The sequence below is a fragment of the Clostridium tagluense genome (genome assembly GCF_003865095.1).
In the GTDB taxonomy this organism is placed as follows: domain Bacteria; phylum Bacillota; class Clostridia; order Clostridiales; family Clostridiaceae; genus Clostridium_AD; species Clostridium_AD tagluense.
In genome coordinates this window covers 16,528-42,821 of sequence record NZ_BHYK01000035.1, presented here as the reverse complement: position 1 = coordinate 42,821, position 26,294 = coordinate 16,528, and the positions used below count along the sequence as shown (strand labels likewise).

The 26,294-nt window shown below is 32.1% G+C and carries 24 protein-coding genes; all 24 read right to left on the bottom strand.

All coding sequences use genetic code 11. The features are described 5' to 3' along the window. Positions 1-206 precede the first annotated feature (206 nt). The 24 genes from Ctaglu_RS20680 to Ctaglu_RS20565 all read right to left on the bottom strand — a co-directional run bounded on the left by Ctaglu_RS20680 (position 207) and on the right by Ctaglu_RS20565 (position 26,188). Positions 207-1,631: a peptidoglycan D,D-transpeptidase FtsI family protein gene (locus tag Ctaglu_RS20680; protein WP_125005298.1), complete on the bottom strand. Its 1,425-nt coding sequence runs from the start codon at positions 1,629-1,631 to the stop codon at positions 207-209. Then, entirely contained in the window at positions 1,624-2,868 is a 1,245-nt protein-coding gene (locus Ctaglu_RS20675; RefSeq protein ID WP_125005295.1) for an FtsW/RodA/SpoVE family cell cycle protein, read from the bottom strand. Before Ctaglu_RS20675 ends, Ctaglu_RS20680 begins: the two co-directional genes overlap by 8 nt. Before the next feature lie 175 nt (positions 2,869-3,043). Then, positions 3,044-3,472 carry an FHA domain-containing protein gene (locus Ctaglu_RS20670; RefSeq protein ID WP_125005293.1) on the bottom strand — a complete coding sequence of 143 codons (429 nt, stop codon included), beginning with the start codon at positions 3,470-3,472 and terminating at the stop codon, positions 3,044-3,046. 69 nt (positions 3,473-3,541) lie between these two features. Beyond that, complete coding sequence (uvrA, locus tag Ctaglu_RS20665) at positions 3,542-6,364, bottom strand: excinuclease ABC subunit UvrA (RefSeq protein WP_125005291.1); 2,823 nt, start codon at positions 6,362-6,364, stop codon at positions 3,542-3,544. Positions 6,365-6,432: 68 nt separating this feature from the next. Further along, a complete protein-coding gene (gene uvrB / locus Ctaglu_RS20660; protein WP_125005289.1) occupies positions 6,433-8,418 on the bottom strand; it encodes an excinuclease ABC subunit UvrB in 1,986 nt (661 codons plus the stop codon). 279 nt (positions 8,419-8,697) lie between these two features. Continuing rightward, positions 8,698-9,477 carry a hypothetical protein gene (locus Ctaglu_RS20655; RefSeq protein ID WP_125005287.1) on the bottom strand — a complete coding sequence of 260 codons (780 nt, stop codon included), beginning with the start codon at positions 9,475-9,477 and terminating at the stop codon, positions 8,698-8,700. 340 nt (positions 9,478-9,817) lie between these two features. Then, positions 9,818-10,219: a hypothetical protein gene (locus tag Ctaglu_RS20650; RefSeq protein ID WP_125005285.1), complete on the bottom strand. Its 402-nt coding sequence runs from the start codon at positions 10,217-10,219 to the stop codon at positions 9,818-9,820. A 290-nt stretch (positions 10,220-10,509) separates the two neighbouring features. Beyond that, entirely contained in the window at positions 10,510-11,706 is a 1,197-nt protein-coding gene (locus Ctaglu_RS20645) for an SH3 domain-containing protein (RefSeq protein WP_125005283.1), read from the bottom strand. 298 nt (positions 11,707-12,004) lie between these two features. Continuing rightward, the gene (locus Ctaglu_RS20640) at positions 12,005-12,454 is read right to left on the bottom strand and encodes a hypothetical protein (protein WP_125005282.1); all 450 of its coding nucleotides are present in this window, start codon (positions 12,452-12,454) and stop codon (positions 12,005-12,007) included. 388 nt (positions 12,455-12,842) lie between these two features. Next, entirely contained in the window at positions 12,843-13,256 is a 414-nt protein-coding gene (locus Ctaglu_RS20635) for a helix-turn-helix domain-containing protein (protein WP_233439892.1), read from the bottom strand. 913 nt (positions 13,257-14,169) lie between these two features. Continuing rightward, complete coding sequence (locus Ctaglu_RS20630) at positions 14,170-15,462, bottom strand: PDZ domain-containing protein (protein ID WP_125005278.1); 1,293 nt, start codon at positions 15,460-15,462, stop codon at positions 14,170-14,172. 199 nt (positions 15,463-15,661) lie between these two features. Further along, positions 15,662-16,942 carry a S41 family peptidase gene (locus tag Ctaglu_RS20625; protein ID WP_125005276.1) on the bottom strand — a complete coding sequence of 427 codons (1,281 nt, stop codon included), beginning with the start codon at positions 16,940-16,942 and terminating at the stop codon, positions 15,662-15,664. Positions 16,943-17,029: 87 nt separating this feature from the next. After that, positions 17,030-17,923 (bottom strand): permease-like cell division protein FtsX, encoded by an 894-nt coding sequence (ftsX, locus tag Ctaglu_RS20620; protein WP_125005274.1) that lies wholly within the window; start codon positions 17,921-17,923, stop codon positions 17,030-17,032. Continuing rightward, positions 17,913-18,599 (bottom strand): cell division ATP-binding protein FtsE, encoded by a 687-nt coding sequence (gene ftsE / locus Ctaglu_RS20615; RefSeq protein ID WP_125005272.1) that lies wholly within the window; start codon positions 18,597-18,599, stop codon positions 17,913-17,915. The genes ftsX and ftsE overlap by 11 nt, the downstream gene beginning before the upstream one ends. 267 nt (positions 18,600-18,866) lie before the next feature. Beyond that, positions 18,867-19,223 (bottom strand): hypothetical protein, encoded by a 357-nt coding sequence (locus tag Ctaglu_RS25475; protein ID WP_185732878.1) that lies wholly within the window; start codon positions 19,221-19,223, stop codon positions 18,867-18,869. A 116-nt stretch (positions 19,224-19,339) separates the two neighbouring features. Further along, positions 19,340-20,278 carry a transketolase family protein gene (locus Ctaglu_RS20605; protein WP_125005270.1) on the bottom strand — a complete coding sequence of 313 codons (939 nt, stop codon included), beginning with the start codon at positions 20,276-20,278 and terminating at the stop codon, positions 19,340-19,342. Further along, positions 20,278-21,102, bottom strand: a complete 825-nt coding sequence (locus Ctaglu_RS20600) for a transketolase (RefSeq protein WP_125005268.1) — start codon at positions 21,100-21,102, stop codon at positions 20,278-20,280. The genes Ctaglu_RS20605 and Ctaglu_RS20600 overlap by 1 nt, the downstream gene beginning before the upstream one ends. Before the next feature lie 234 nt (positions 21,103-21,336). Next, complete coding sequence (locus Ctaglu_RS20595; RefSeq protein WP_125005266.1) at positions 21,337-21,684, bottom strand: type II toxin-antitoxin system PemK/MazF family toxin; 348 nt, start codon at positions 21,682-21,684, stop codon at positions 21,337-21,339. Further along, positions 21,644-21,964: a CopG family transcriptional regulator gene (locus tag Ctaglu_RS20590; protein ID WP_125005264.1), complete on the bottom strand. Its 321-nt coding sequence runs from the start codon at positions 21,962-21,964 to the stop codon at positions 21,644-21,646. The genes Ctaglu_RS20595 and Ctaglu_RS20590 overlap by 41 nt, the downstream gene beginning before the upstream one ends. 159 nt (positions 21,965-22,123) lie before the next feature. Further along, the gene (alr, locus tag Ctaglu_RS20585) at positions 22,124-23,284 is read right to left on the bottom strand and encodes an alanine racemase (protein ID WP_125005262.1); all 1,161 of its coding nucleotides are present in this window, start codon (positions 23,282-23,284) and stop codon (positions 22,124-22,126) included. Positions 23,285-23,301: 17 nt separating this feature from the next. Continuing rightward, entirely contained in the window at positions 23,302-23,982 is a 681-nt protein-coding gene (locus tag Ctaglu_RS20580; protein WP_125005260.1) for a germination lipoprotein GerS-related protein, read from the bottom strand. A gap of 147 nt (positions 23,983-24,129) precedes the next feature. After that, the gene (acpS, locus tag Ctaglu_RS20575; RefSeq protein WP_125005258.1) at positions 24,130-24,519 is read right to left on the bottom strand and encodes a holo-ACP synthase; all 390 of its coding nucleotides are present in this window, start codon (positions 24,517-24,519) and stop codon (positions 24,130-24,132) included. A gap of 347 nt (positions 24,520-24,866) precedes the next feature. After that, positions 24,867-25,220 (bottom strand): DUF6514 family protein, encoded by a 354-nt coding sequence (locus Ctaglu_RS20570; protein ID WP_125005256.1) that lies wholly within the window; start codon positions 25,218-25,220, stop codon positions 24,867-24,869. A 368-nt stretch (positions 25,221-25,588) separates the two neighbouring features. Next, on the bottom strand, positions 25,589-26,188 hold the full coding sequence (locus Ctaglu_RS20565) for a hypothetical protein (RefSeq protein WP_125005254.1): 600 nt from the start codon (positions 26,186-26,188) through the stop codon (positions 25,589-25,591). Positions 26,189-26,294 lie beyond the last annotated feature (106 nt).

Here is a 26,294-nt window from a genome sequence, read left to right as displayed (position 1 = left end):
AACTTTGCCTAAGACTTCCTTCAGTTCACACCTCACGGTGGATACCTTGTCTTCAGCTAGTGGTTGGTAACTACAGACCCCCACAGTGGACTTTCACCACCTAGTTAATTGCCATGCCTGGCACACTGAAAATAAAGTCAGATATGGTTCCATATCTGACTTTATAATATTAGTATTCCCACGTACTAAGGTATAGTTTTTTAATTTTATTGCAAATAAACTTTAATTAATTCTCTAGTTATCTCAGCTGCAACTCCGCCACCTACTCCACCCTCTTCTACAATTACCGCTATGGCAATTTGAGGATTTTCATATGGTGCAAAACCAATAAACCAAGAATGTGGACCCACTTGTTTACTGGAATCACCTTTATGATCTGCAGTGCCTGTTTTTCCACAAACAGTTATGCCATCCACAGCTGCGTTTTTACCTGTGCCTTCAGCCACTACATCCTTCATTAAATCTTTCATTATCTTCGCATTTTCCTTTGACATGTTTTCTCCCAATGCTTTAGGCTCTATTTTCTTTAGTGATTTGCCCTTACTACTCAATATCTCTTTAACCAACATTGGCTGCATCATAATGCCATCATTAGCAACAGTGCTTGCAACTAATGCCATTTCCATAGGCGTAGCTAAAACCTCAGCTTGACCTATAGCACTTTGTGCTATATTACCTTTTTCATTGCTTTTGTAACTTGGAAATTTACTGTTCTCTATTGTTAAGCCTGATGCTGGAATGTCCTTATTAAAATAAAATTTTTCGGTAGTATCCTTTAGCGCCTTATTTCCAAGTTCAATACCCAATGACCCAAAAACCACATTACTAGAATGTAAATAAGCAGTTCTAAAATCTATATTTCCAAAAACTTCACCATCATAATTTTTAAGTGATGAACTTTGATTGAAAACTAATGAACCATTATCTTCAAATCTCTTATTGTAAACGCTTGGAATGTTCTCTAAAGCACTTATCGCCGTAATAGTTTTAAATATAGACCCCGGTGGGTATAGCCCAGATACTGCTCTATTAAGCAATGGCATATCCTTATTTGCAACTATTCCTTTCCAATCCTTTTCTAAATTATTAGGGTTATAAGAAGGCATAGACACCATAGCCAGAATTTCTCCAGTTTTGGGGTTCAAAGCCACTATTGAACCACGCTTACCTTGTAAAAGACTAAAAGCTTTTTTTTGAAGCTTAGAATTAAGTGTAGTTCGCAGGCCATTGCCAACCTTTTCTTCTTCCTTTTTATTAAAGTCCAAAAGCTTTGAGGCTACAGTGTCTTCGGACCCCATAAGTTCTGCATCATATTTTTTTTCAAGTCCTGCAAGTCCATATATAGGATTCATATACCCTATAGCATGAGCAAAAATTTCACCTTGCAAATATTCTTGTTTTTGAGACACTTCGCTTATTTTCGTACTTTTAGTTAAGGGTGTCATATCTTTATCGTAAATGGTTCCCCTAAGCACCTTATTTCTTTCTGCCCATAATCTATGATTAAAAGTACTAGACACTGCCTTTTGACTATTAAACATATAAATATAAGTTATGTAGGAAATTAAAGTAATAAAAAGTATTAAAAACACTAACATGACCTTTTTTATATTAATTACAATATCATTCATAACTTTGACCGTCCTCCGAAATTTTTTGAAGTATACCTAGCGAAAAGAAAGTTACTATCATAGAACTTCCACCATAACTAACCAGTGGTAAGGTTATTCCTGTTAATGGTATAGCTCCAACTACACCACCTACAATAACTAATACTTGAGCGGCTATCATTGTACTATAACCCACTGCCAGCAGTCTTGAAAAATTATCCTTACTGTAAACAGGAACCCTCATACATCTATAAAAAAGCAAAAAATATAAAATAAGTATAGCAAACCCAGTCAATAATCCCATTTCTTCACAAATAGCAGAAAAAATAAAATCCGAATTAACTACTGGAACCATTTTAGGATATCCAAGTCCAAGACCAGTTCCAAAAAGGCCACCTGAAGCAATAGAAATTAAAGATTGTACTATTTGATGTCCTTCATCATATCCATATTTCCAAGGATCGCCCCAAATCAAAACCCTTAGGCGCACATGGCCAAAAATTTTATAACTTATAAAACCACCAATCATGAAAAGTACCAAACATACCAATACATATCTGAATTTTGAAGTAGCAATATACAACATAGTTACTGAAATAGCAAAAAATAAAAGTGCTGATCCCAAATCCTTTTGATAGACCATGAGCCCAAGTGAAATCATAACTACAATTCCTGGCTCTATTAATCCTTTTAATTTTATAAACTCTGACCTTCCCTCAAGATTTCTACCATAATACTGTAGTGATGATGCTAAATACGCCACAAGTGATAGTTTACCAAATTCTGATGGTTGAAAACTAAATCCACCAATATCTATCCAGTTTCTAGATCCATAAACTTTTGGCGCAAATATACTCCCTAATGACATAAGTACAAGAGTACACACCAAATAAAAATATTTGTATTTTCCAAATTTTTTTAAGCTAGGAAAAAGCACTACTACTAAAATGAATATAGCAATTCCCACGGTATACCATATAAGTTGTTTAAGCGCAGTAGGAGAATCTAGCCTATATAGCATTCCCATACCTATAACCGCCAAAACATTTGAAAACAGTAAAATATATTTATCTCCATCGGGGAAAAATCTTCTTATTATAAAATGAGAATAGGCAAAAAGTATACATATTATTACACCCATTATCAAGGCGCCTTTATCAAGTCCGCTTTTACCAATAAAGAACATATTTACAAATAAAACTATACATAAAAGATAAGTATACCTTAGAAGTTTACGTTCTTCCTTTATACTTTCCATACTATCACCTCTTTAATCATCACCTAGGCAGCTGTTCGTCACCTTCGGTGCTGAAATTTAACAACTTCAGAAGGAGGTTTTATCACCAACTAAAGTTTTATTTTTATCTGTGGTCGTCATCTCCACATATGTGCTTATGAGTCTCTCCTTCTGAAATGTTGTTAACACTCACAATTTATCCTATAACCTTAAAAATTGAAGTTCCTATTTTAATTTCGTCACCTTTTTTTATAACAACCCTATCCTTAACCTTTTTGTTGTTCATTAACGTACCATTAGTACTCCCCAAATCCTGCAAAATATAATCTGTATTTTTTCTATATATCCTTACATGCTGAGAAGACACGTATTTATCACCTAATATTAAAAGATTATCTGCTTTTCTGCCTACGGAAAGTTCATCATTCAGAGGAATAACAGCACCAACTCTTAAGTTAAAGTTTTCTCCCCTTTCTATAACCTCAAGTCCCATAGTTTTCTTTATTACCGGTTTCTTCTTTGCACCACCTTTTATGTCTTTATACATTATTCTCAAAGCAAATATTATTATAAGGTAAATAACCGCTATAATTGCATACTTCATAATCGAGCTTATAATAGTCATAAGTCACTTTCTCCTCTTTAAAAAATAATCCAAGACTAGCATTAAATTAATATGCTAATCTTGAATAAATTATAACATCTTTTTTAAATATTGTCCTGTATATGAATTTACATTTAAAGATATTTCTTTTGGAGTTCCGCTGCACATAATGTAACCGCCCTTGTCTCCACCCTCAGGTCCTAAATCTATAATATAGTCTGAGCACTTTATAACATCTAAATTATGCTCTATTACCACTACAGTGTTACCTGCGTCAACTAATCTTTGAAGTATTTTAATAAGTTTGCTAACATCATCAATATGAAGCCCTGTAGTAGGCTCATCTAAAATATAAAAAGTCTTACCTGTACTTCTCTTAGATAACTCTGAGGCCAGTTTAATTCTTTGAGCCTCACCACCAGATAATTGGGTGGAAGGCTGACCTAGTCTAATGTAACCTAGTCCAACATCTATCAGCGTTTTAAATTTACTATGTATTCTTGGAATATTTTCAAAGAATTTTACAGCTTCCTCCACAGTCATATTTAAAATTTCATCAATATTCTTTCCTTTATACTTAACCTCTAAGGTTTCTCTATTGTACCTTTTGCCCTTACAAACCTCACAAGGCACATAAACATCAGATAAAAATTGCATTTCTATTTTAATTATCCCATCACCCCTGCAAGCTTCACATCTTCCACCCTTTACATTAAAACTAAATCTACCTGGCTTATAACCTCTCACCTTGGATTCTGAGCTCATGGAGAAAACCTCGCGAATTATGTCAAAGACACCTGTGTAAGTGGCTGGATTGGATCTTGGAGTACGTCCAATAGGACCCTGGTCTATGTCTATAATTTTATCTATATTCTCTACACCTAAAATATCTTTATGAAGTCCTGCATTCTTTTTAGAATTATTTAGCTTCTTGTTAAGACCTTTATATAGGATTTCATTTACTAAAGTACTCTTTCCGGATCCAGAAACACCCGTTACACATGTAAATACACCCAATGGAAACTCCACACTAACATTCTTAAGGTTATTTTGCTTCGCATTAATTATTTTTATGCATGAGCCATTAGACACTCTTGTTTTATCTGGAGCCTCAATCTTCTTTTTACCACTTAAATATTGCCCTGTAATTGACTCTTTGCAGTTCTTTATGTCGTCTATTGTTCCTGCAGCCACAATTTCTCCACCATGTTCTCCAGCTCCTGGTCCAATATCTACAATATAATCTGCTGCCATCATAGTGTCCTCATCATGTTCTACAACTACTAGCGTATTTCCTAAATCTCTTAGCTGTTTTAATGTCTTGATAAGTTTTTCATTATCCCTTTGATGAAGTCCAATACTAGGTTCATCTAAAATATATAAAACTCCCATGAGGCTTGAACCTATCTGAGTAGCTAGCCTTATTCTCTGTGCTTCTCCACCAGAAAGCGTTCCTGCAGATCTTGTTAAATTTAGATAATCAAGTCCCACATTCTTAAGAAAACTAAGTCTATTATTTATTTCTTTAAAAATTTGGTTAGCTATCATCTTGTTTTTTTCTGACAATTCGATTTCACCTAAAAATTTCACTTCATCTACAATAGACATATTGCAAAATTCATATATATTCTTTTCACCCACAGTTACAGCTAATGCCTCTGGGCTAAGCCTTGCACCATTGCACTTAGGGCATGCATTATCCCCCATATATTGTTCAACTTCTCTTTTTATATAATCAGAAGAGGTTTCAAAATATCGCCTTTTTAAATTGTTTATAATACCTTCATAAATATGATTAAAGGTACCCGTCCTATACTCCTTAACATATTCTACCTTTATTCGCTCTCCATTAGTTCCGTATAATAGTATTTTCAGGATTTCCGGATCATATTCTTCTATAGGCGTATCTAAACTAAACTTATATTTTTCGCTTAGTGCCTTGAGTACTGCAAAAGTCCAAGAATCCTCCTTAAGGCTACCTTCTCCAAAGGACAAAATGGCTCCACCCAAGATACTCTTACTTTTATCGGGCATAATTAAATCCTCATCAATTTCCATAAGCGTACCAAGTCCATCGCAAGTATCGCACTTACCAAAAGGAGAGTTAAAAGAAAACATCCTAGGTGCTAGTTCCCCTAGACTTATACCACAATCCGGGCAAGCAAAATGTTCACTGAAAAGCATGTCTTCTCCATCCACGACGCTAGCGATAGCTGTTCCCTCTGCTAATTTTAAAGCACTCTCTAAGGATTCAGAAAGCCTACCACGAATTTCCTCTTTTACAGAAATTCTATCAATAACTATCTCTATACTATGCTTTTTAGTCTTTGTAAGCTTTATCTCCTCTTCCATAAGTTCTACTATATTGCCATCTATTCTAGCTCGAACAAAGCCATTCTTTTTAATATTCTCTAATACCTTAACATGCTCACCCTTTTTCCCCCTTATTATAGGCGATAAAATTAAAAGCTTGGTTTTTAGTGGCATATCCATTATTCTATCCACCATCTGGTCTACAGTCTGCTGAGAAATCTCCTTGCCGCATTTAGGACAATGAGGCGTTCCAACTTTAGCATAAAGCAATCTCAAATAATCATAAATTTCAGTTACAGTACCCACTGTAGAACGTGGATTTCTATTAGTTGTTTTCTGATCTATAGAAATCGCAGGAGATAGTCCCTCTATGTATTCAACATCCGGCTTATCCATATTACCTAAGAACTGCCTTGCGTAAGCTGACAGCGACTCTACATACCTTCTCTGCCCTTCTGCATATAATGTATCAAAAGCTAGCGAAGACTTACCAGATCCTGAAAGTCCAGTAAACACTACAAATTTATCTCTTGGAATCTCTAAATCTACATTTTTTAAATTATTAACCTTAGCACCCTTTATAAAAATCTTATCCCTCATAATTTCACTCCTTATATTTCCCCTAAATAGTCAGAAACTGATAATTAATAATTTTCAATTTTCAATTATCAAATATTCTTAATTTGTTTTTTAAGTTTATAAATTATATCGCGAAGCTGTGCTGCTCTTTCAAATTGTAAATCCTTAGCCGCCTGCTTCATTTCACTTTCATACCTGTCCATTAACTTTTTAGTTTCATCGTAATTTGCTTCCATAGCAGCTTCAAGGGTTTCATATACAGCTTCTTCCTCCGCCACTGTAACAGCTCCGATTACTTCTCTAATATCTTTAATAATAGTAGTTGGTGTAATATCATGTTCTTCATTATAATCCATCTGAAGTTTTCTACGTCTATTAGTTTCATCTATAGCCTTTTTCATAGACTTTGTGATTCTGTCCGCATACATTATTACTTTACTCTCTGAATTTCTTGCAGCTCTTCCTATAGTTTGAATTAATGAAGTTTCAGAACGCAAAAATCCTTCCTTATCTGCATCCAGGATTGCCACAAGAGCTACTTCTGGAATATCTAAGCCTTCTCTTAAAAGATTTATACCTACTAGTACATCAAATGTACCTAGTCTAAGATCTTGAATAATTTTCATTCTTTCTATAGTATCAATATCAGAATGTAGGTAGGTAATTTTCATATCCATCTCTCTAAAGTATTTAGTCAAATCTTCTGACATCTTTTTTGTAAGTGTTGTAACTAAAACTCTAAATCCTTTTTTTATTGTGTCCTGAATCTTAGCATATAAATCATCTATTTGGCCTTTGACAGGTCTAATAGCTATTTCAGGGTCTAATAGTCCTGTGGGTCTTATCACTTGCTCTGCAGTATTCTCGCTATGCTCTGCTTCATAGACGTTTGGAGTTGCACTTACAAAAACTGTCTGATTCATAGTACCCTCAAACTCTTCAAAGGTTAGAGGCCTATTATCATAGGCAGAAGGAAGTCTAAACCCATACTCAATCAAATTAGTCTTTCTTGATTTATCTCCTCCAAACATAGCCCTAACCTGGGGAAGGGTTACATGACTTTCATCTATAAACATTAAAAAATCCTTTGGGAAATAGTGCATCAAGGTTTGGGGCGCTGTTCCGGAAGGCCTCCCATCTAAAATTCTAGAATAGTTCTCTATGCCACTACAGTAGCCAACCTCTCTTATCATTTCAATATCAAAGTTGGTCCTTTGCTTAAGTCTTTGAGCCTCTAGTAATTTATCCTGTGATATAAGCACCTTTAATCTGTGCTCTAATTCTTCTTCTATTTGTTCTATAGCAGGCTCTAGTTTTTCCTTTGAAGTAGCAAAATGAGAAGCTGGAAATATAGATACATGCTTTCTCGCTCCAATAATTTCTCCTGTTAGCGAATCAAATGATCTGATTTTATCTATTTCATCACCAAAAAACTCTACCCTAATTCCTTCACTACTGGATGAAGCAGGAAATATATCAACAGTGTCCCCTCTTACTCTAAAGGTTCCCCGAATAAAATTAATGTCGTTTCTCTCATATTGTATATCTACTAATTGTCTTAATACTTCATTTCTATCCTTTTCCATGCCTTCCCGAAGTGAAACTGTAAGTTTTTTGTATTCTTCAGGATTTCCAAGTCCATATATACATGAAACTGAAGCCACCACAATAACATCATTACGCTCGAGTAACGCGGAGGTAGCTGAATGTCTTAATTTATCAATATCATCATTTATAGATGAATCTTTTTCTATAAAAGTATCCGTTTGTGCAATATAAGCCTCAGGCTGATAATAATCATAGTAGGACACAAAATACTCCACACAATTGTCAGGAAAAAACTCTCTAAACTCCGAGCAAAGCTGTGCCGCTAAAACCTTATTATGAGCAAGCACCAAAGTAGGCTTTTGAACTCTTTGAATAATATTAGCCATGGTAAAAGTCTTACCTGAACCGGTTACTCCTTTAAGAGTTTGAAATTTTTTACCTTCCTCAACACCGCGCACAAGACTCTCAATAGCTCGTGGTTGATCTCCAGTAGGTTTAAACTTCGAATGTAATTTAAATTCATTCATAAAAATCACCGCCTTTTATTCCGCTTAATTCGATAACAACTATTAATTGCTATCATCTATCTGAACATTTGTTCGTCTACTCTATTTTAACTATAAGTATTTAGTATGTCAATATCTCCTACAACTAATTCACTAATAAGTACTCTAAATAGTAAGTGTGAAATTTCTCCGAAGTGACTTGCAAAAAAATTTAAAAAAAACTTGCCCCATCATAACTGACAAGGCAAGTAAATATAAAGTCGAATTACTATTTTCATAACTATGCCCCATAAGCACCTCTTATTTAGATTTTTTTAATATTAAGGATTCTTCTTTCCCATTCCATTCTATTTTTACTATCATATCTCTATCAGTAGATTTAGGAAATCCTGTGGGTAGTATAAGCTTGCCCGTATGAACCATGGTACTATCCATTGAGAATTCACCCTCTTCTCCTTCACTCCTCGTATCTATTGAGTATTTTACATCTTTTACCAAGTTAACTTCTTTCCCAGTGTACTTAAATGTATAATAAGTGTCATGTGAGTTCTCATTACCATCAATTTTATAACCTACATGCCAATTATCACTGGTGCCTTCATAATTAATTACTACATCTTCAACGCCTAAACACAAATTATTTGAAAGCCTAGAAAGTGCATCGCAACTATTTTTATCATTAGGATTATCGCTTATATATGTTAAATATTTATATATAGCTACTCGCTTTTCAGTAACAGCTTTCCATCTACTGTCATTTGTGTTAATTTCTGTCATACAGCAATAAAGCTCATTAATCGCACTAGTTAATTCATTGTTTTTTCCATTATTACCATATGAAGTTAAATCTACTATAGATAAAGCTGTATATAAGTTAGAGGCTGCTAATCTATAATAATAATTTTTTTCATCATCCTTCATTATAGTATAGTCTTGTGCAAAACAAAATTGGGACTGGGATAATGTGTATTTAAATAATTCATTTGCAGTTTTTTCTCGCCGCTTTAAACTAAAAAAACTATAAGTTCCAAACAGCAAACTAATTATTAGCGCTAATATTAATAGATTTTGTTTTTTCATTAGAATTCCACCTTTGCATACCTTATCGTCTTACCTTCGCCAGGTACTTAAACTACTATAATTTTATTGGTTTTTAAATCTATTCCCAGTGTTCTCATAAATAGCTACTACAATTGCTTAAATAAAAAGTGTTATATCTGCAAATGCCCATATACTATATTATAACATTAAATCCAGTTAATTATATATAGTTTAAGCCACCTAATATATTCCAAGGATGCACCCTTATTTGGAGAAAGCATTTCAGCAATATATACTTGACCTTATAGCATAACCTAAGAAAAAAAGACTTGCCTCCTCAGTCTAAACTGAGGAGGCAAGTCTTTTTGCTTTATTTCAATTAAGCTTTTTCTACTTCTTGCTCGATTTCTATATTTTCAACATTAACAATATTTTCTTCAATAATATTATTATCAACCTCAACTTTAGTTAGTAACATTAAGCAATTTGAAACTTTTTTATTGACTATACCCACACCTAATATTAGAAACGCGATGCCGCCATATATACCAATTGGTTCAAATATTCCTGGTAGCAATTGAGATGTCAATAACGCTTTTCTTACAGTAGCAATATCATATCCCTGAGCCACAGCTTGACTAACCGTACTTTTAAATAAGAGGATATTATTAACTAATAATGCAACCCCAATAAGTGCAACAACTGAAGCTACAAGATACATAACAATCGAGATAGAAGATCCCTTTGATTTCTTAGATTCATTTTTTTCTTTAATTCCCATAATAATTCGTCCTCACTTCCGCCCTTAAAGGCTATATTATAATTTCAATTTAATACTGAGCTAATATTATTCTTAAAAAAACATCCGTGTCTATTCATTAATAATAGTAGATAATTGTTGCATTCAGGTGTCAATAATGTTAACAATCTATAACCACTAAATCAAATCTTACATAAAAAAAAATAGGAACCTAAGTCCCTATTCCTTAAATATTATATACTTTTTAGTTTAAAATTAAACAATTAGTAATTGTTATGTACCCATAATAATAGTAATAATATAAATTTTACTTATTCTATTATCCTTTTACCTATTACAAAGTTATCTGCGTAATACCCAGTTAATTCAGATATTTTTACAACATCACCAGGTTTAGGACAATGTATAAATTTATTATCTCCAATATATATTCCAACATGAGATACTTCAGAAGGTACAGCTGAATTAGTTAGAAAAAAGACTAAGTCTCCCTTTTCCAGATTATTTATATTAACAGATGCACCTATATCTACCTGGTCCATAGTCGTTCTAGGCAGATTTATCCCAAATTTTTTATAACTATACTGCACAAATCCTGAACAATCGAATCCACCACTTAAATATTCCCCAGTAGCGTTGACTTTTGCTGGTGCTTCGCCACCCCAAACATAAGGTGTTCCCAAAAATGTATTTGAATATGACACTAAGTCATTTCCAGTTGTTTTTGTGTTATACTGTTGTCCATCTTCAACATATTCAGCTTTATTTGATGTAGTATCAGCAAGACTTACATAGGATTTATATATATATCCCCATTCACCATCATACTTAATTTTATAGAACTCGCCTTGAGTTCCATATATATCTACTTTTTCCTTAGGATACTTTTTACCCATAACAATAACATCACTATCCAATGAAGCTGTTTTTCTTACGCTCAAAAAATCAGAGGCTGTAATAGTTCCAACACCTGTAGCTTTTGTTACAGGTATTGGTGTAACACTGCTTGTACTACTTTCATTTACAACTTTTACGTATAATTCACTTATATAGCTTGTTTTACCAGCGTAAGTTATTTTATAAAAACCATTTGTATTTTCATACATTGTAACTTTACTTCCAAGCTTAATAGAACCTATCACAGGATAGGTTGTCCCAGCTCCAGACCTTACATTTAAAAGATTTGCTGTTATAACTCCATGTTTTTCTATGTAAGCCGGTTTTACACTCACTACACTTTTGGGAGGAGAAGTATTTTTCACTATGTTTACGTATGATGTATGTGCGTATCCAATTTTCCCATTATAACTTATCTTATAAAAATCACCCTGTTTTCCAAGGGTATCTATCTTTGTATTCTTTGAAAGAAAACCTATAACGGAAGAAGAAAGTGAGGGATTTTGCCTAACACGTAATGAGTCCGTATTCACTACTCCACTATCAGCAGATGCAATTTGAGAACTCACCATTGTCAATATCATAACTATAAGCGCTATTCTTTTTTTCATTTATTTACCTTCTCTCTATATTCTAAAATTCAATTCGAGTATATAGTATATATACTTAAACTACTTATGATTTTGGTTTTATATTTATATTTCGACATAATATAATTTACTAAATATTTAAATGTATTCATCCTCCCATTTATTTTGAATCCTATTAAAACTCACATTAAAAACACTAGTTGAAATATGATGAAGTAATATTTAATATTATAGCACTGATATACTATAAATTTGCTGTTTTCAGAAATTTATGATTCTTATCATAGAGAAACCTAACATATATAAAACATACTAGCAATTATTCTTTACTATAGACTTTACTTACTTTTAATTTGAAGTCTAAAATTTTTGACAATGCATCTATGTCGCCTCTAAATGGGTAACATAATAGTTTATTTTCATTTTCAAAAATCATAAAAAATGCTGGCTCATTTTCAGGTATTATTATGTAAACTTCGTTTATAAGTGCATTTATACATTTTCCTTGTACCTTAACAGAAGGATAAAGTGGAATTCTAATAGCATAACCATCATCTGTAAGAGGGTTGCTTTTACCATAGATATTATCCACATCCTTTATCCAACTTACAACCATATTTTGAATTTCTCTATTAACTTGAATTACTTTTACGACCTTATCTTGCTTTGGGTCAAAAATTTCTGCATATCTAAATCCTTCAGCACTAATTACTATTGAATGCATGATCATAATAAATAAGAATATAATAACTGGTGTTTTTTTAATCATAAGTATCACCTCTTTATTAATATTCCCATAATGAATTATAGTTATGTCCCAAAGATACACTTTGAATTTATGTATAGTTAAATTGTAACTATACCAATCACCATTCATATTAACCAATTCATAAAAACACCTCTTTATTTAATTATATATCATATCAATGTAAGTATTCAAATTTTTAACAGTATTTTTTTTACAATTTATTTTGGAGAATTCCTTGAAAAACGCCTGGATAACTTACATATTTACGCCAAAATTATCAATGCCATACACACTCTGATAGCGTCTAAAAGAATTTTGCGCACGGTCTATTGCAAAAAAAAATTCACTATGTAATTTTACAGTCAATTTTAGCAGTATTCTCTTAACGCTCTAGGATATATTTATATCTTTAGATTTTCCCTTTGATTTCTTTGATTCCTTTAATAATATAAGTAACGCCAACTGGCAAAAAAACGCCTACCATTGACCAAATATAATTATCTGTAATAAATCCAATGGCCATTCCTACAATCATACCACCAACCATTAGCGACGACTCACCATCATCTTCTTCTTCTTCTTCGCTTTCAACATCCTCATTGTAAACACATAATGTGTTTTTGTCCTTTACTAGGTCATCTATGGTTATTTTAAATAAATCACTCAATATTATCAATTTATTTATTTCTGGATACGTTTGTCCAGATTCCCATTTTGATACTGACTGACGAGATACATTTAATAATTCTGCAAGTTGTTCTTGTGATAATGCTCTTTCTTTTCTCAACCTTTGTAATTTTTCTGAAAAACTCAACTTGATCACCCCACCTAAATAATACCTAAATTTCGGTCGTGACGCTACCAATTTTCATTTGCTTTTTTGTCAACTTACGGTTGCAATCACTGTAGCAACCTAAAAGTAACTATTTGTTTCATATAAATTATAATCATAAAGGTGAAATCATGAGGCTAGCGCCTGAAAGAATTTCAGACTTATTCATTTTCTATATAATACTTTAATTATTATATAGAAAATTCACAGTCTATGGGCTAAAAGATTTTGGGACTGCTCCGTTGCAAAAGAATATGCAACACAGCCATATATTAAGTCCCCCAAGGTTTTACCCCCAAATCTACAAAAAAAAGAGGCATGAACTTTCTCCTGCGTGACTTGCAATAAGAAGTGCAGAAACTATTGAAATTCCATTTAGAAATTCTTATTTTGCAAATATAAAATTCTCGTGAGCCTGCCAGGACGCATTCCTTTTAGGTATTTTTTCTTAGATTATGCTAACAAAAGTATATATTGCGCAGAATGCATTTGAATAAGCCTTAGTAATTCAAAATTTATTTTATTTACAGATGCGTGAAGAAAAACATATGTTTGAGCGTAAGCGAGTTTATGTTTTTTAGTCCCTATACCACCTAACAACTAATAATTGTTATGTACCCCAAGGTTTACCCCCAAATCTACAAAAAAAAGAAAGAATGAACTTTCTCTGGAGTGACTTGCAATACGAGACGCTGAAACTATTGAAATTCCATTTAGAAATTCTTCTTTTGCGAATGTAAAATCCTCGTAAGCTTGCACAGGAAGTGCAAGCTAGCGAACCTGAGGCAGGACGCCGAATGTGAGCGTTAGAGGATTTTACATGAGCAAAAGATTAGAATTTCTTAATGGAATTTTTAGTTTCGAGTTCGTTTGCAAGGCACTCCAGAGAATTGTGCACCTTTTTTTATTTCTTATCTATGTCTTTCATTTTGTCCAGCACATCTTTAAAGCTTTCATCATCCATCTTTACCACAGAGTTATCTTTTGGTATCTCCCTTGGTACAATCACTATTCCTAGTCTTTTGTTCCCAGCTACATTGGTATAGCTCATATCTTTTAATTCCCCAGATGGTTTTTTGATTTTTAAAAATAATGAACTAAAATTACCTTTAACTATATGTAAAATTTCTTCTTCAGCCTCTATTTTTTTATCATTAATTTGGACTATTAAATCACCACTTTGAATTCCCATTTCAAAAGCAGGGGATTTAGGGGCTACCTCTAGCACCATAATTCCCTCATCGCCACTAACAAATTTAGGTTTTAAAGTGAGCTCCAAATGCTTTTCTAGTTGCAACATTGCTTCATGCAATGCAGCTGCAAATATTAAAATAAAAATTTGAACAGCTACACCAAATACCGCTAATTGAGATATGGCTGTTAAGATCACGCCATATCCCATTATTAATGCTCCTGAAAAGAGAGTTTTCTTGCCCTTGCTCTTAGTAAAGGTAATGCTGCTATAACCAATAACCCCATAAAGAGCAATAGAAGCTATAATTGACTTTTCCAAGATTTTACCCGCTATAGCCCCTCTTATTGCAGGCATCCACTGTGGAGTCATTAAACTCTGTCCTGCCACCAGGTCTGAGGTCTGAGAACTTAAAAGTATAAGTATAGAGATTGGTAATGCCCAATATCTTTTTAAGGCAAATCCGCCAATAATTTTATTATCTCTATTTGTAAAAACAGGAATGGCTCCTCTTGATCCATCTATCATTACTAAACTTCCCTCTACAATATGTAGTACACCCACCAAGGTCATTAATGTAAGAATATCTACGTTTATAAAATCCAATTTTGGCATATGTAACATGATAGCTGCATATTTAAACATTAGGCTGGTTATACCTAAAACTGCACCAGAATAAGAAAAACATATAAATCTAGGTTTAAATGCCATAAAAAACAATGACAACATAAACAATAAATAAATATTTGAATTCTCATCAAAAACTAAACCTAAAAATGTAAACAGAAGACTTGCTAGAGCCCCTGCAATAATTCCTATTACAATTTGCGATATAGTTAACTCAAAAGGTGAATCTAAACTCTCTCCCATTATCATTCTCTGCATAACCGATATTTTCTTATTTTTATTATAAAAAATTAATCCAATCATTATTAAGATAAACGCATTTGAAGGATCTACAATTGCATAAGCAACTGCTCTTAAAGTATGTATTGCAATGTCCATTCAGTAAAATTCTCCTTTCATATTGCTATGAAAAACTATATATTCCCCATATCACCCATGTAAATGCGTTACATCACCTACAGTGATGCTCTCAGCTAGGGTGATGCCATTACCTATGATGATGAGCCTCGCCTGCTGTTCTAACGGTTGTTAAAAACCAAGTATCCACCAAATTTATTGGTAGATACTTGGTATGTTATTACTTGATTTTATCCTTAGCTATCTCTAAAGCTTTCTTAAATTGTGGATCCAAAGTTCTATCATATGCTTTCTCTTTAAGTGCTTTTGGATACACCACCTCAACTTCTGGTTTTATTCCAATATGATGTATATTTTCTCCATTGGGAGTATAATATTTTGATATAGTTACTTTTAATGCAGTACCATCATCAAAGCCATCAACATCTCTAGAAAACATAGTTTGAACTATGCCTTTACCAAAGGTCTTCTCTCCCACTAAGGTACCAACCTTGTAGTCTCTGATTGCTCCTGCAAAAATTTCTGAAGCACTTGCAGATCCTTCATCAGTTAATACTGTGAGTGGCATGCCTACAGCTAGACCACCCTTAGACTTATATTCTGTCTTTTCCTTATTCTTATCTATTGTATATACTAAAACCTTTCCTTCAGGTACAAAATTAGAGGTTAAATCTACACATTGATTTAAAAGACCACCAGGGTTTCCTCTTAAATCTAAGACTAGACTTTTCATACCTTTCCCTTTTAATTCCATTAATTTTTTGTTGAAATTTTTAGCAGTATTTTCATCAAACATTGTAAGTTGAATATATCCAATATTTTTGTCTAACATTTCACCTTTAACTGTTACCATATCGATTTTAGCACGTTTTACACTAACTTCAAAACTGCCTTTATCTTTTCTACTAAGAGTTAACTTGACAGCTTCATTTTCCTTGCCTTTCATCATTGTAACAGCTTTTTCTAGTTCTTTTCCTGTAACAGCTGTTCCATTAACCTTTTCAATAACATCTCCTGGAAGTATTCCTGCACTTTTAGCTGGTGATGGATCGAAAGGGGCAATTACAACTATATTATTTTCTTTAACTCCTACTTGTAAGCCAAGTCCTGTATACACACCTACTGTTGTAGCATTAAACTCTGCATACTCTTTTTTGTTCATAAAAACTGTATAAGGATCTTCTAGGGAATTAGTCATGCCCTTTATAGCACCTTCTACTAAAACCTCATCACTAATTTTACCATCATAATACTTATATAGTTTATTTCTCACTAAAAATAGTTTTTGAAACTTTACTACTTGGTCATAAGCGTCTCTTCCAATTATTACTTTCCCATTGGGAGTTCTTAATGAAATTTGAGTTGAAACTAATAGGGTTATTGCATTAGTGACAAGTACTATAACTATAATCCAAATAACCCATTTTGTTTTCTTTGTTTTGTGTGTGACATCATTATATTCTACAGTTTTATATTGTCCAGGTCTATTTTCATCGCCCATTTTATACACCTCTTTGTAATTCTCTATATATTATTTATGTAAATATAATAAATTTATAACACTAATAAGAAAATAAATATATTGTATTTACACAATCAAGAATTTTCTTATGGACATAATACTTCCCACAGCCCCAATAACTATGCCGCCCAACATAAATTGCCACAGAATAGTGCTTAATATAAAATGAGGATTTATTAAACTAATTCCTAATAATACATTTGCTGAAGACTTTAGAAAAACCACTTTATAAGCATAATATAGTATTCCGGTAGAAATAATTGCCCCAGATACTCCAAGCATCATACCTTCAATAATAAATGGCCATCTTATAAACCAATCAGTAGCTCCAACAAATTTCATAATACCTATTTCTTTTTTTCTAGAATATAACGTAAGCTTAATTGTGTTTCCTATTAAGAACAGTGATACACTTATTAAAATTAAAAACAATACTAATCCTACTACCTTTAAAGTATTTGTTATTTTTATAATTTTATCAACTAATTCTCTAACATCATTGATTTTATCTATACCTTTTAGTCCTTCAGCAGCCTTAACTACATTATCTACTATTTCAGGTTTTTCTACACTTACAACATATGCATTTGGAAAAGGGTTCTTTTTGTCAAAACCTTGTACTAATGATTTACTATCTTCTCCAAATTGTTTTTTCACTTTTTCTAACGCATCGCCCTTATCTTCAAATTTAATTTCTGAAACTCCTTGCACATTATCAAGGGCCTTTTGAATAACAGATTTATCACCTATTGTTATATCATCTTTAAGAAAAATTTTCACCTGTAGCTTAGAACCTATTTCTTCCACTCCCGCATTAACATTAAAAACAATTAATAAGAATACGCCTAAAATAAATAGAGTAGCTGCCACTGTAGCAACTGACGCAATACTAACAGTTCTATTTCTTTTCAAACTTTTTAGTGCATCTACAAAATAATATTTAATTGTACTAATCTTCATAACCGTATCTTCCCCTCTGCTCATCTCTAGCTAGAACACCTTTTTCTATAGCTATTACTCTCTTCTTCATAGAGTCTACTATATTCTTTGCATGTGTTGCCATAACTATTGTAGTACCAGCCTTATTAATATCATTTAAAATATCCATGATACCTATTGCTGTTTCAGGATCTAAATTACCTGTTGGCTCATCTGCTATTAGCAATGTAGGATTATTTACTATAGCACGAGCAAGAGAAACTCTTTGTTGCTCTCCACCTGAAATCTCATGAGGATAAGCCATATGTTTTTTTGATAATCCGACTAAATCTAAAACCAAAGGTACTCTTTTCCTAATATCCTTTGGAGAACATTCTGTAACTCTCAGTGCAAATGCAACATTTTCATAAACATTTAAAGTATCAATTAATCTAAAATCTTGGAAAACCACTCCGATTTTTCTTCTAAAATAAGGTATCTGGTCTCTTTTTAATTTCGTTATATCTGCATTGTTTAAAATGACACTACCAGTAGTTGGTTCTATCTCTTTTAAAAGTATTTTAATAAAAGTAGATTTTCCCGCTCCACTGGGGCCTACAAGGAATACAAATTCCCCTTTTTCAATAGTAATATCAACATTTGACAATGCTATTACATTATTATCATAAATCTTAGTTACTTTCTTAAATTCTATCATATTTAATTCTCCTTACCACTTTTCTGTAATTCATTTCAGTAAAATCCATAACAACATTATATCATAAGGACTAGGCTTATAATAAATTTTATTATAAAATTTTCGTGAATATTACTCAAAATACGCTAATTTACTTTTCTAAAAATTCACAAATAACATTTATCTTTATCGTTTCCTATAAAATTAAAATTATGAGTTATTATGAAATCCTTTGTAATATTAAAGCACTAAAGATTGATTAGCAAAAGATGCTGACTACAGCAATGATTAATAAATCCGAAATAAAACTAGGTCAATAACTGTTGAATAAACTAACATAAATAAGGAAACAAAGAATATTACACCAACTAAATTCAATTTTTCATAATACTCCATCCACTTTTCTTCATAATTTAGTGGTTCTAACATTTCTCTTTTTATAAAACCTATACCTGAAATAGCAAGACCAAAACAAGATATTCTAATAGCTGTTCTGTCTACTGAAGCTAATACCCCTTGTAGATTTAAATCACCATTGACTAAACCACTTATTACTCCAATTAAAGCTCCCATAATTATAGGAACTAAAAATATCTTTAATGATAGTATAAAACAATGTAATAAATCCTTTAAAATTCCTTTCATGCTTCTTCCTCTCCCCATAGTTATTCTTGATGTATTATATCATAAAATATCACAAAAAACATTATCCCGCAAAATAGTTAAAACCCCTATGTATAAATACATAGGGGTCCTTAAAATTATTTTAAACTGAGTCCTTTTTTAAGAGCTTTAACTATTTCATCTGTGGTTAATCCATAAGCTTTTAAAAGTTCATTTGGTTTACCACTTTCACCAAAAGTATCTTTAATTCCCACTCTCATAACTGGTACTGGGTGGTTTGAACAAACAACTTCAGCCACTGCAGAGCCAAGTCCACCTATAATGCTATGCTCTTCAGCAGTAACAATTAATCCGGTTTTTCTAGCTGCAGTAACAATTGCTTCTTCATCTATTGGTTTAATAGTGTGTATATTTAACACTTTAACCTTTATTCCTTCTTCTGCTAGTATGTTATAAGCTTCCAAAGCAGCATCTACCATAATACCTGTAGCTATTATAGTTGCGTCGTGTCCTTCTCTAAGTGTTACCGCTTTTCCAAGTTCAAATTTGTAATCTGGGTTATCATTTATTGTCTCAACGCCCATTCTTCCTAGCCTTACATAACAAGGTCCATTGTATTTCGCAATAGCTTCTATGGCTGCCTGCGTTTCAATATTATCACTTGGGCTTATAACTACCATGTTGGGAATACTTCTCATTAGTGCTATATCCTCTATCGCTTGATGAGACGCTCCATCTTCCCCTACAGTTAAACCTGCATGTGTGGCACAAATTTTAACATTTAATTTCGGATAACAAATAGAATTTCTTATTTGTTCAAAAGCTCTTCCTGCTGCAAATATAGCAAAAGTACTTGCAAAAGGAATTTTACCACAAGTAGCAAGTCCCGCTGCTACAGACATCATATTTCCTTCAGCAATACCCATATTTATAAATCGATCTTCCGCAACTTTTTTAAAATCTGCAGTTTTAGTAGATTTAGACAAATCCGCATCTAAAACAACTATATTTTCATTTTCTAGTCCTAATTTAGCCAGTGCGCTTCCATAAGCTTCTCTTGTTGCAATTTTACCCATTATAGTGTACCCCCAATTTCTTCCAAAGCCATTCGGCACTGCTCTTTACTTGGAGCTGTGCCATGCCAGCTAGCTTCATTTTCCATGAAGGACACGCCTTTACCCTTTATGGTTTCACAAATTATAACTGTTGGTTTTCCTTTTGTTTTTTTAGCTTCTTCTATAGCATTTTTAATTGAAGCGAAATCATGGCCATCCACAGATATAGTATTCCATCCAAAAGCTGCAAATTTAGCATCTACTGGATCAGAACCCATAACCTCAGAAACGGCGCCATCTATTTGAAGTCCATTATGATCTACAAAAGCCGTTAGGTTATCAAGCTTGTAATGTGCAGCTGACATAGTAGCTTCCCATACTTGACCTTCAGCAAGCTCTCCATCTCCAAGTAAGGAATACACTCTATATTCTTTTTTATCAAGTTTTCCAGCTAGTGCCATACCTACTGCTGCTGAAATACCTTGTCCAAGTGATCCTGTAGACATATCTACTCCAGGAATAGTATTCATATTAGGATGTCCTTGAAGCCTTGATCCTAATTTTCTAAGCCCCATTAGCTCATCCCTATCAAAAAAGCCCTTTTCAGCAAGCACACTATATAATGCTGGTGCAGCGTGTCCCTTTGATAGTACAAATCTATCTCTATCAGGGTCATTTTTATTTTGTACACTTACATTCATCTCATTAAAATATAATGCAGTTATAATTTCAACACAAGACAATGATCCACCTGGGTGACCAGAACGTGACTCTGTAATCATAGTTATTATATTTTTTCTAACTTGCCTTGCAATTGCTTTTAATCTTTCTACTGTTTTTTCCATATGTATTCCTCCTAGTATTTCTTTGGGAGATTAATAATAATTATCTACCTATATTCCTATTTATCTTCCACAATTATTATAACAATATTATACACTATAACAACATATTTCTTAGAAATTCTACAAAAATAATTAAATAACTATAAGATTATTTAAAAAGCTATAGTTTTATTAAAATACATTGAGCTATTATTCCATAAAATAAAATAAGGGCAATGATTGCCCTTATTCATTTTATAAACCTACGCTAATTAAAATCGCAGTATCTACTTTTTTCATATCGCTATCAGTCATATGACCAATTTTTTCCTTTAATCTTTTTTTATCCAGTGTTCTTATTTGTTCTAGCAAAACTACTGAATCTTTATTTAACCCATACTCTTCTGAAGAAATTTCAACATGAGTAGGGAGTTTTGCCTTATTTATCTGTGACGTAATAGCTGCAATAATAATAGTGGGACTGTACTTGTTGCCAATATCATTTTGAATTATAATTACTGGTCTAACCCCACCTTGTTCTGAGCCTACAACCGGACTCAAATCAGCATAAAATATATCTCCTCTTTTCACTATTGTTGTCATTAGACAAATCACTCTCCGAAAGCTTAACTTCGTAATCTTTAAAATCTTTAATATCAATTTCAAAACCCATGTCAGCTATTTCTAAATTTAATTCAGCCATTTCTAAATAACCTTGTTTCATTTCATCTATATAACTGAGTCTTTTCTTTTCCTCAATATATAGTATTATAGCTTCCCTAAAAAATTCACTTCTTTTTTTAGAATCTTTCTGGAGTGCCTTATTAAATTCAATATAGAGTGTTTCTGATAGGTTTACTACTAATTTCTTTGAAGTTGACATAGAAAATTTAATACCTCCCATTTGCTTAAACAACAATATGTACAAAATATATTATAATTCAACCTATGTCAATCTGTCAAAGAAATTATGGGTATTTTCACCCTTTTACAACAGGATTTTTACACATAAATAGTTTATTTTACATATAATACATTAATATTACACGTAATTTCTTATTTTCACAACTTTACCTTCGCTAATGTAGACTCTCGGAACTCTTTTACCAACCATACAAACTATTTCATAGTTTATAGTTCCTATTAGCTGCGCTATTGTATCCGCTGTAAATTTATTATTCTCATCTTCACCCATTAGTATAACCTCATCACCAATCTTCACTCCTGAAATATTAGTAACATCAATCATACATTGATCCATGCAAATTCTACCTATTACTGGAGCAAAGCTTCCATTTATAATAACCTTTCCCTTTTGAAATAGGAGCCTTGTATATCCATCCGCATAGCCAACTGGAAGTGTAGCTATAATACTTTCTCTTTCCGTTTTAAACTTTCTTCCATAACTGACGTATTCTCCAGGTGGCAAACTTTTTATGTGTACTACATTTGTTTTTAATGTCATTACAGGCTTTAAATTTATATTGTCCTTATTCACCTCTTCAGAAGGATAATAGCCATATAATATTATTCCTGGTCGTACTGCCTCATAATGTGTTTCTGGTAAATCTATAATAGCAGCACTATTGGCCATATGTCTTATATTTATGTTCACTTTTTTCTCTTTCAACTTTTCATAAAAATAATTGTATTTTCTAACTTGATTATAGGTATAAGTCTTATCCTCTTCATCCGCAGAAGAAAAGTGACAAAACATGCCTTCTATAATTATATTAGGTAGCTTGCTAATATTATATACTTCCTGCGCACTTTCATCATTTGGTAGATAACCTATCCTTCCCATACCTGTATCTACCACTATATGAATTTTAGCTATTTTATTTTTCTTGTGAGCCATTTTTGATAATTCACTTGCAAATTCATAAGAGTATACAGCTTGTTCAATGTTATATTTTAATAAATCATCTATTAAATTTGGTGGTGTAAACCCTAAAATCATTATTGGGCATTCTATGCCTGAACGTCTAAGCTCCACTGCTTCACTTACTACAGCTACAGCTAGTCTATTAGCACCATTTTGCAGGAGCACTGGAGCCACATCTATAGCTCCGTGACCATAAGCGTCTGCCTTTACAACTGCTATGATATTTGCGCTTCTAGCTACTCTTCTAATTTCTCTCATATTATACGCTAATTTATCTAAATCAACCTCTGCCCATACAGGCCTTAAATGTCTAAACACGATCTTCACCTCATCTGTTATTGAAATTTACTTTTTGTCGTAGCTTGTAACTCCCACTTATAGAAGTGGGAGACTTCCTTCTGAAATGTCGTTAAAAACTCTGATGGTTCTATTCTTACGTTTGGAAGAAAATTCGAATATGTTATGTTAATTTTTTCTTTACCCTTAATATCGTAAATAACCAATTTTTCTGGTATCATACTTTTAGTATTAACATACAGCAATGCATTATTAATATTTTTGTTGCCACCAGGTATAAATAAATCGATTACTGAATATTCAATGTCATTAATCTTTTCAATTGAATATTTTATTTCCTCATTGGTATACAATAATCCTATGTATTCTCCAATAAAACAAAGTTTAAGTACTTCGTCAAAATCTTTGCTCTGTACATACTTCGCTCCATTATTTTTATCACTAATATAAATATTATCATTTGCTTTATAAATAAATACTCTGCTATTGTTTAGCTCTAGTTTGTATCCGCCTCCTCTCAAATAGGACTGCCTTGCCTTATAGTTAATGGTCTGCTTATCATTCTTTATATCCATGTTCATTTCTGTAGTATAACTTTCCATATTTTTTAAAAAAGTTAAAAGATCATTAGTATTCTTAGGTTTTTTATTACAGGAAGTCATTAGCGTGAAACTCAAAGTAAGTAAAAGTATTAAAAGTACCAGTAATTTTTTTTTCATTGTTATCCTCCTAGCATTTCTCTAGAGCAGATAGGCTTACCCCTGTTATGTACCATAACAAATCACTCTACTACTAATACTATTACTACTTCTTTCATACTATTACAAAAATTAATAATGACAATAAATCATTATCCTTGTCTATTTTTACACCTGCTCATTTTTTTCAACTTCCCATATAGCATAAGCAATTGCACTATCTTCCCCATGAGATATGCTAAGATGAATGTTATACTTCCCCTCTTTTTTAGCTATTAACTTTGCTTTGCCTTTTAAAATTACTATTGGTTTTCCAAGGGTTGTCCTGTCAATTTCAATATCTCTAAAATCAAACCCCCTAAATCCAGTACCTAATGCTTTAGCTACTGCTTCTTTAGCCGCAAATCTTCCAGCCACGTATTCCGGCCTCAAATTTCTACTCTTAAGATATTCTAATTCAGTTGCTGTAAAAATTTTTTCTAAAAAACTATTGTTGGCGACCATAGCATTTTTTATTCTACGTATTTCAATAATATCAGTACCTACTCCAATAATCAAAACTATCACTCCCAATCTTTAATCTGTACACTATAATTTTTATATTTGATTAAACACATATCTTAACTTTACTAATACTACAATAATATAATAAAATTATAATTATTTATAGTATTATTAATAAAAACTTAGCAGCAATCTACTATACCTTTAGGGTAGTGGGTATTGACAATATATTTTATTAGTAAAATAATAACAAAATTTTTATCCTATGTACTTTTATTATCAAGCTATATTTTTTTTATATAACAAAAAGAGGAGAAACCTCCTCGCCATCTTAGTTTAATAATATATCGCCACTAACTCATTGTTAAAGTCACCAGAGCCCATGGCGATTTTTGAAAATATTAGCAAGTACCAATATTTTTTAACATCTCATCAAAATCGCTAATATACTCATCTATATAGTCACCTAGTATATCAATCATGTGAATAGGTGATACTGTATTTTCATATAGCATTTTTATAAGATTTTTAACCTTATGTCTTTGAGGACTTATGTTTTCAACGCAATCCCTCTCTATAAATACCACTGTATCATCAATGATGTCTTGTCTTTCAATCTCAATACCATAGGCTTGTACTTCAGTAGATTCATTATCCATTGAAACAGAAACCTGACTCTTTACTAATCTATAAAAATAATTATGCTTTACATCAACCTCTGTTACTTTTTTAGATAAACTTTCTAAAACTACCATATTCGTCCCCCTTGTGTTATGTTATTGAAAATATAGTAACATTATTTTTCAGAAAAATCTGTCATTTCATGAAATGGGTTCAAAGGTATTATCTCTTAAAACTGACAACTTCAACCTTTTGTGCCCATAATGTTATTATTAACAAAGTATCCACATGCATATCATTGTATACACATTAGCTTATTTTGTCGAAATCATGATAAATATATCTAAAAGTTTTTATATTTTAAATTGAATATATTTTGAAAAGCTGCAACTATTTTTTATTTGGCCCCTAATATAATGAAAAATATAATTATTTTGTAAATATTTAGCATAATATTCTTTTATTTTGATAAATGTTTTATATATTTTTTAATCCAATAATGTTATTTGTATTTTTTTTCCTTTATTTCTTTTAGCATTTTGTACCTATCCACACCAATGTATTTACATAAATCTTCCAATATTAATAATACTGCAATAACCATAGTACAATCTTCCTCATAATATTCCTCTAGCTCATAACGATTTTTATACACAATGGTATTAGCTTTTTTACAACTAATAGTTTTATATAATTCATTTAAGGTATTGTATAGTATAGAGTACGAAATTAAAATATAATCGCCTTTTGCTTTTTCACTACCATTAACTACCTCTCTAATAATTTTATTTAATGAAGTATTCTTATAATACTCTAGCATTTTTAACATATAATTATCCCGGATAAATTTACCAATTATCTCGGCATCTATCAAAGTTATTTCACCCTCTGTGTTAAAAAAAATGCTAGCATCTAATAAACCATTTTTCTGATCACTAATTTCTGATAACATTTTCCTCATTTTATAGTTAAAAAAACTAGTAAATTCGCCCTTTGTAATAAAATACTGCAGTTCTTTAGTAGACACAACATACACTAGCTCTGAAAAATTTTTATAAGCCTTATTTAGATAACTCTTATTATTGTAATCTATGTCACTCATAACCCTATGGCCCCCACTATAATAAATTAGTTGAGAATTTTAAGTCCTCTCTATTTAGTTTGGCTAATTAAATTCAAACTATACTAAAACACAGAAAAATAAATAA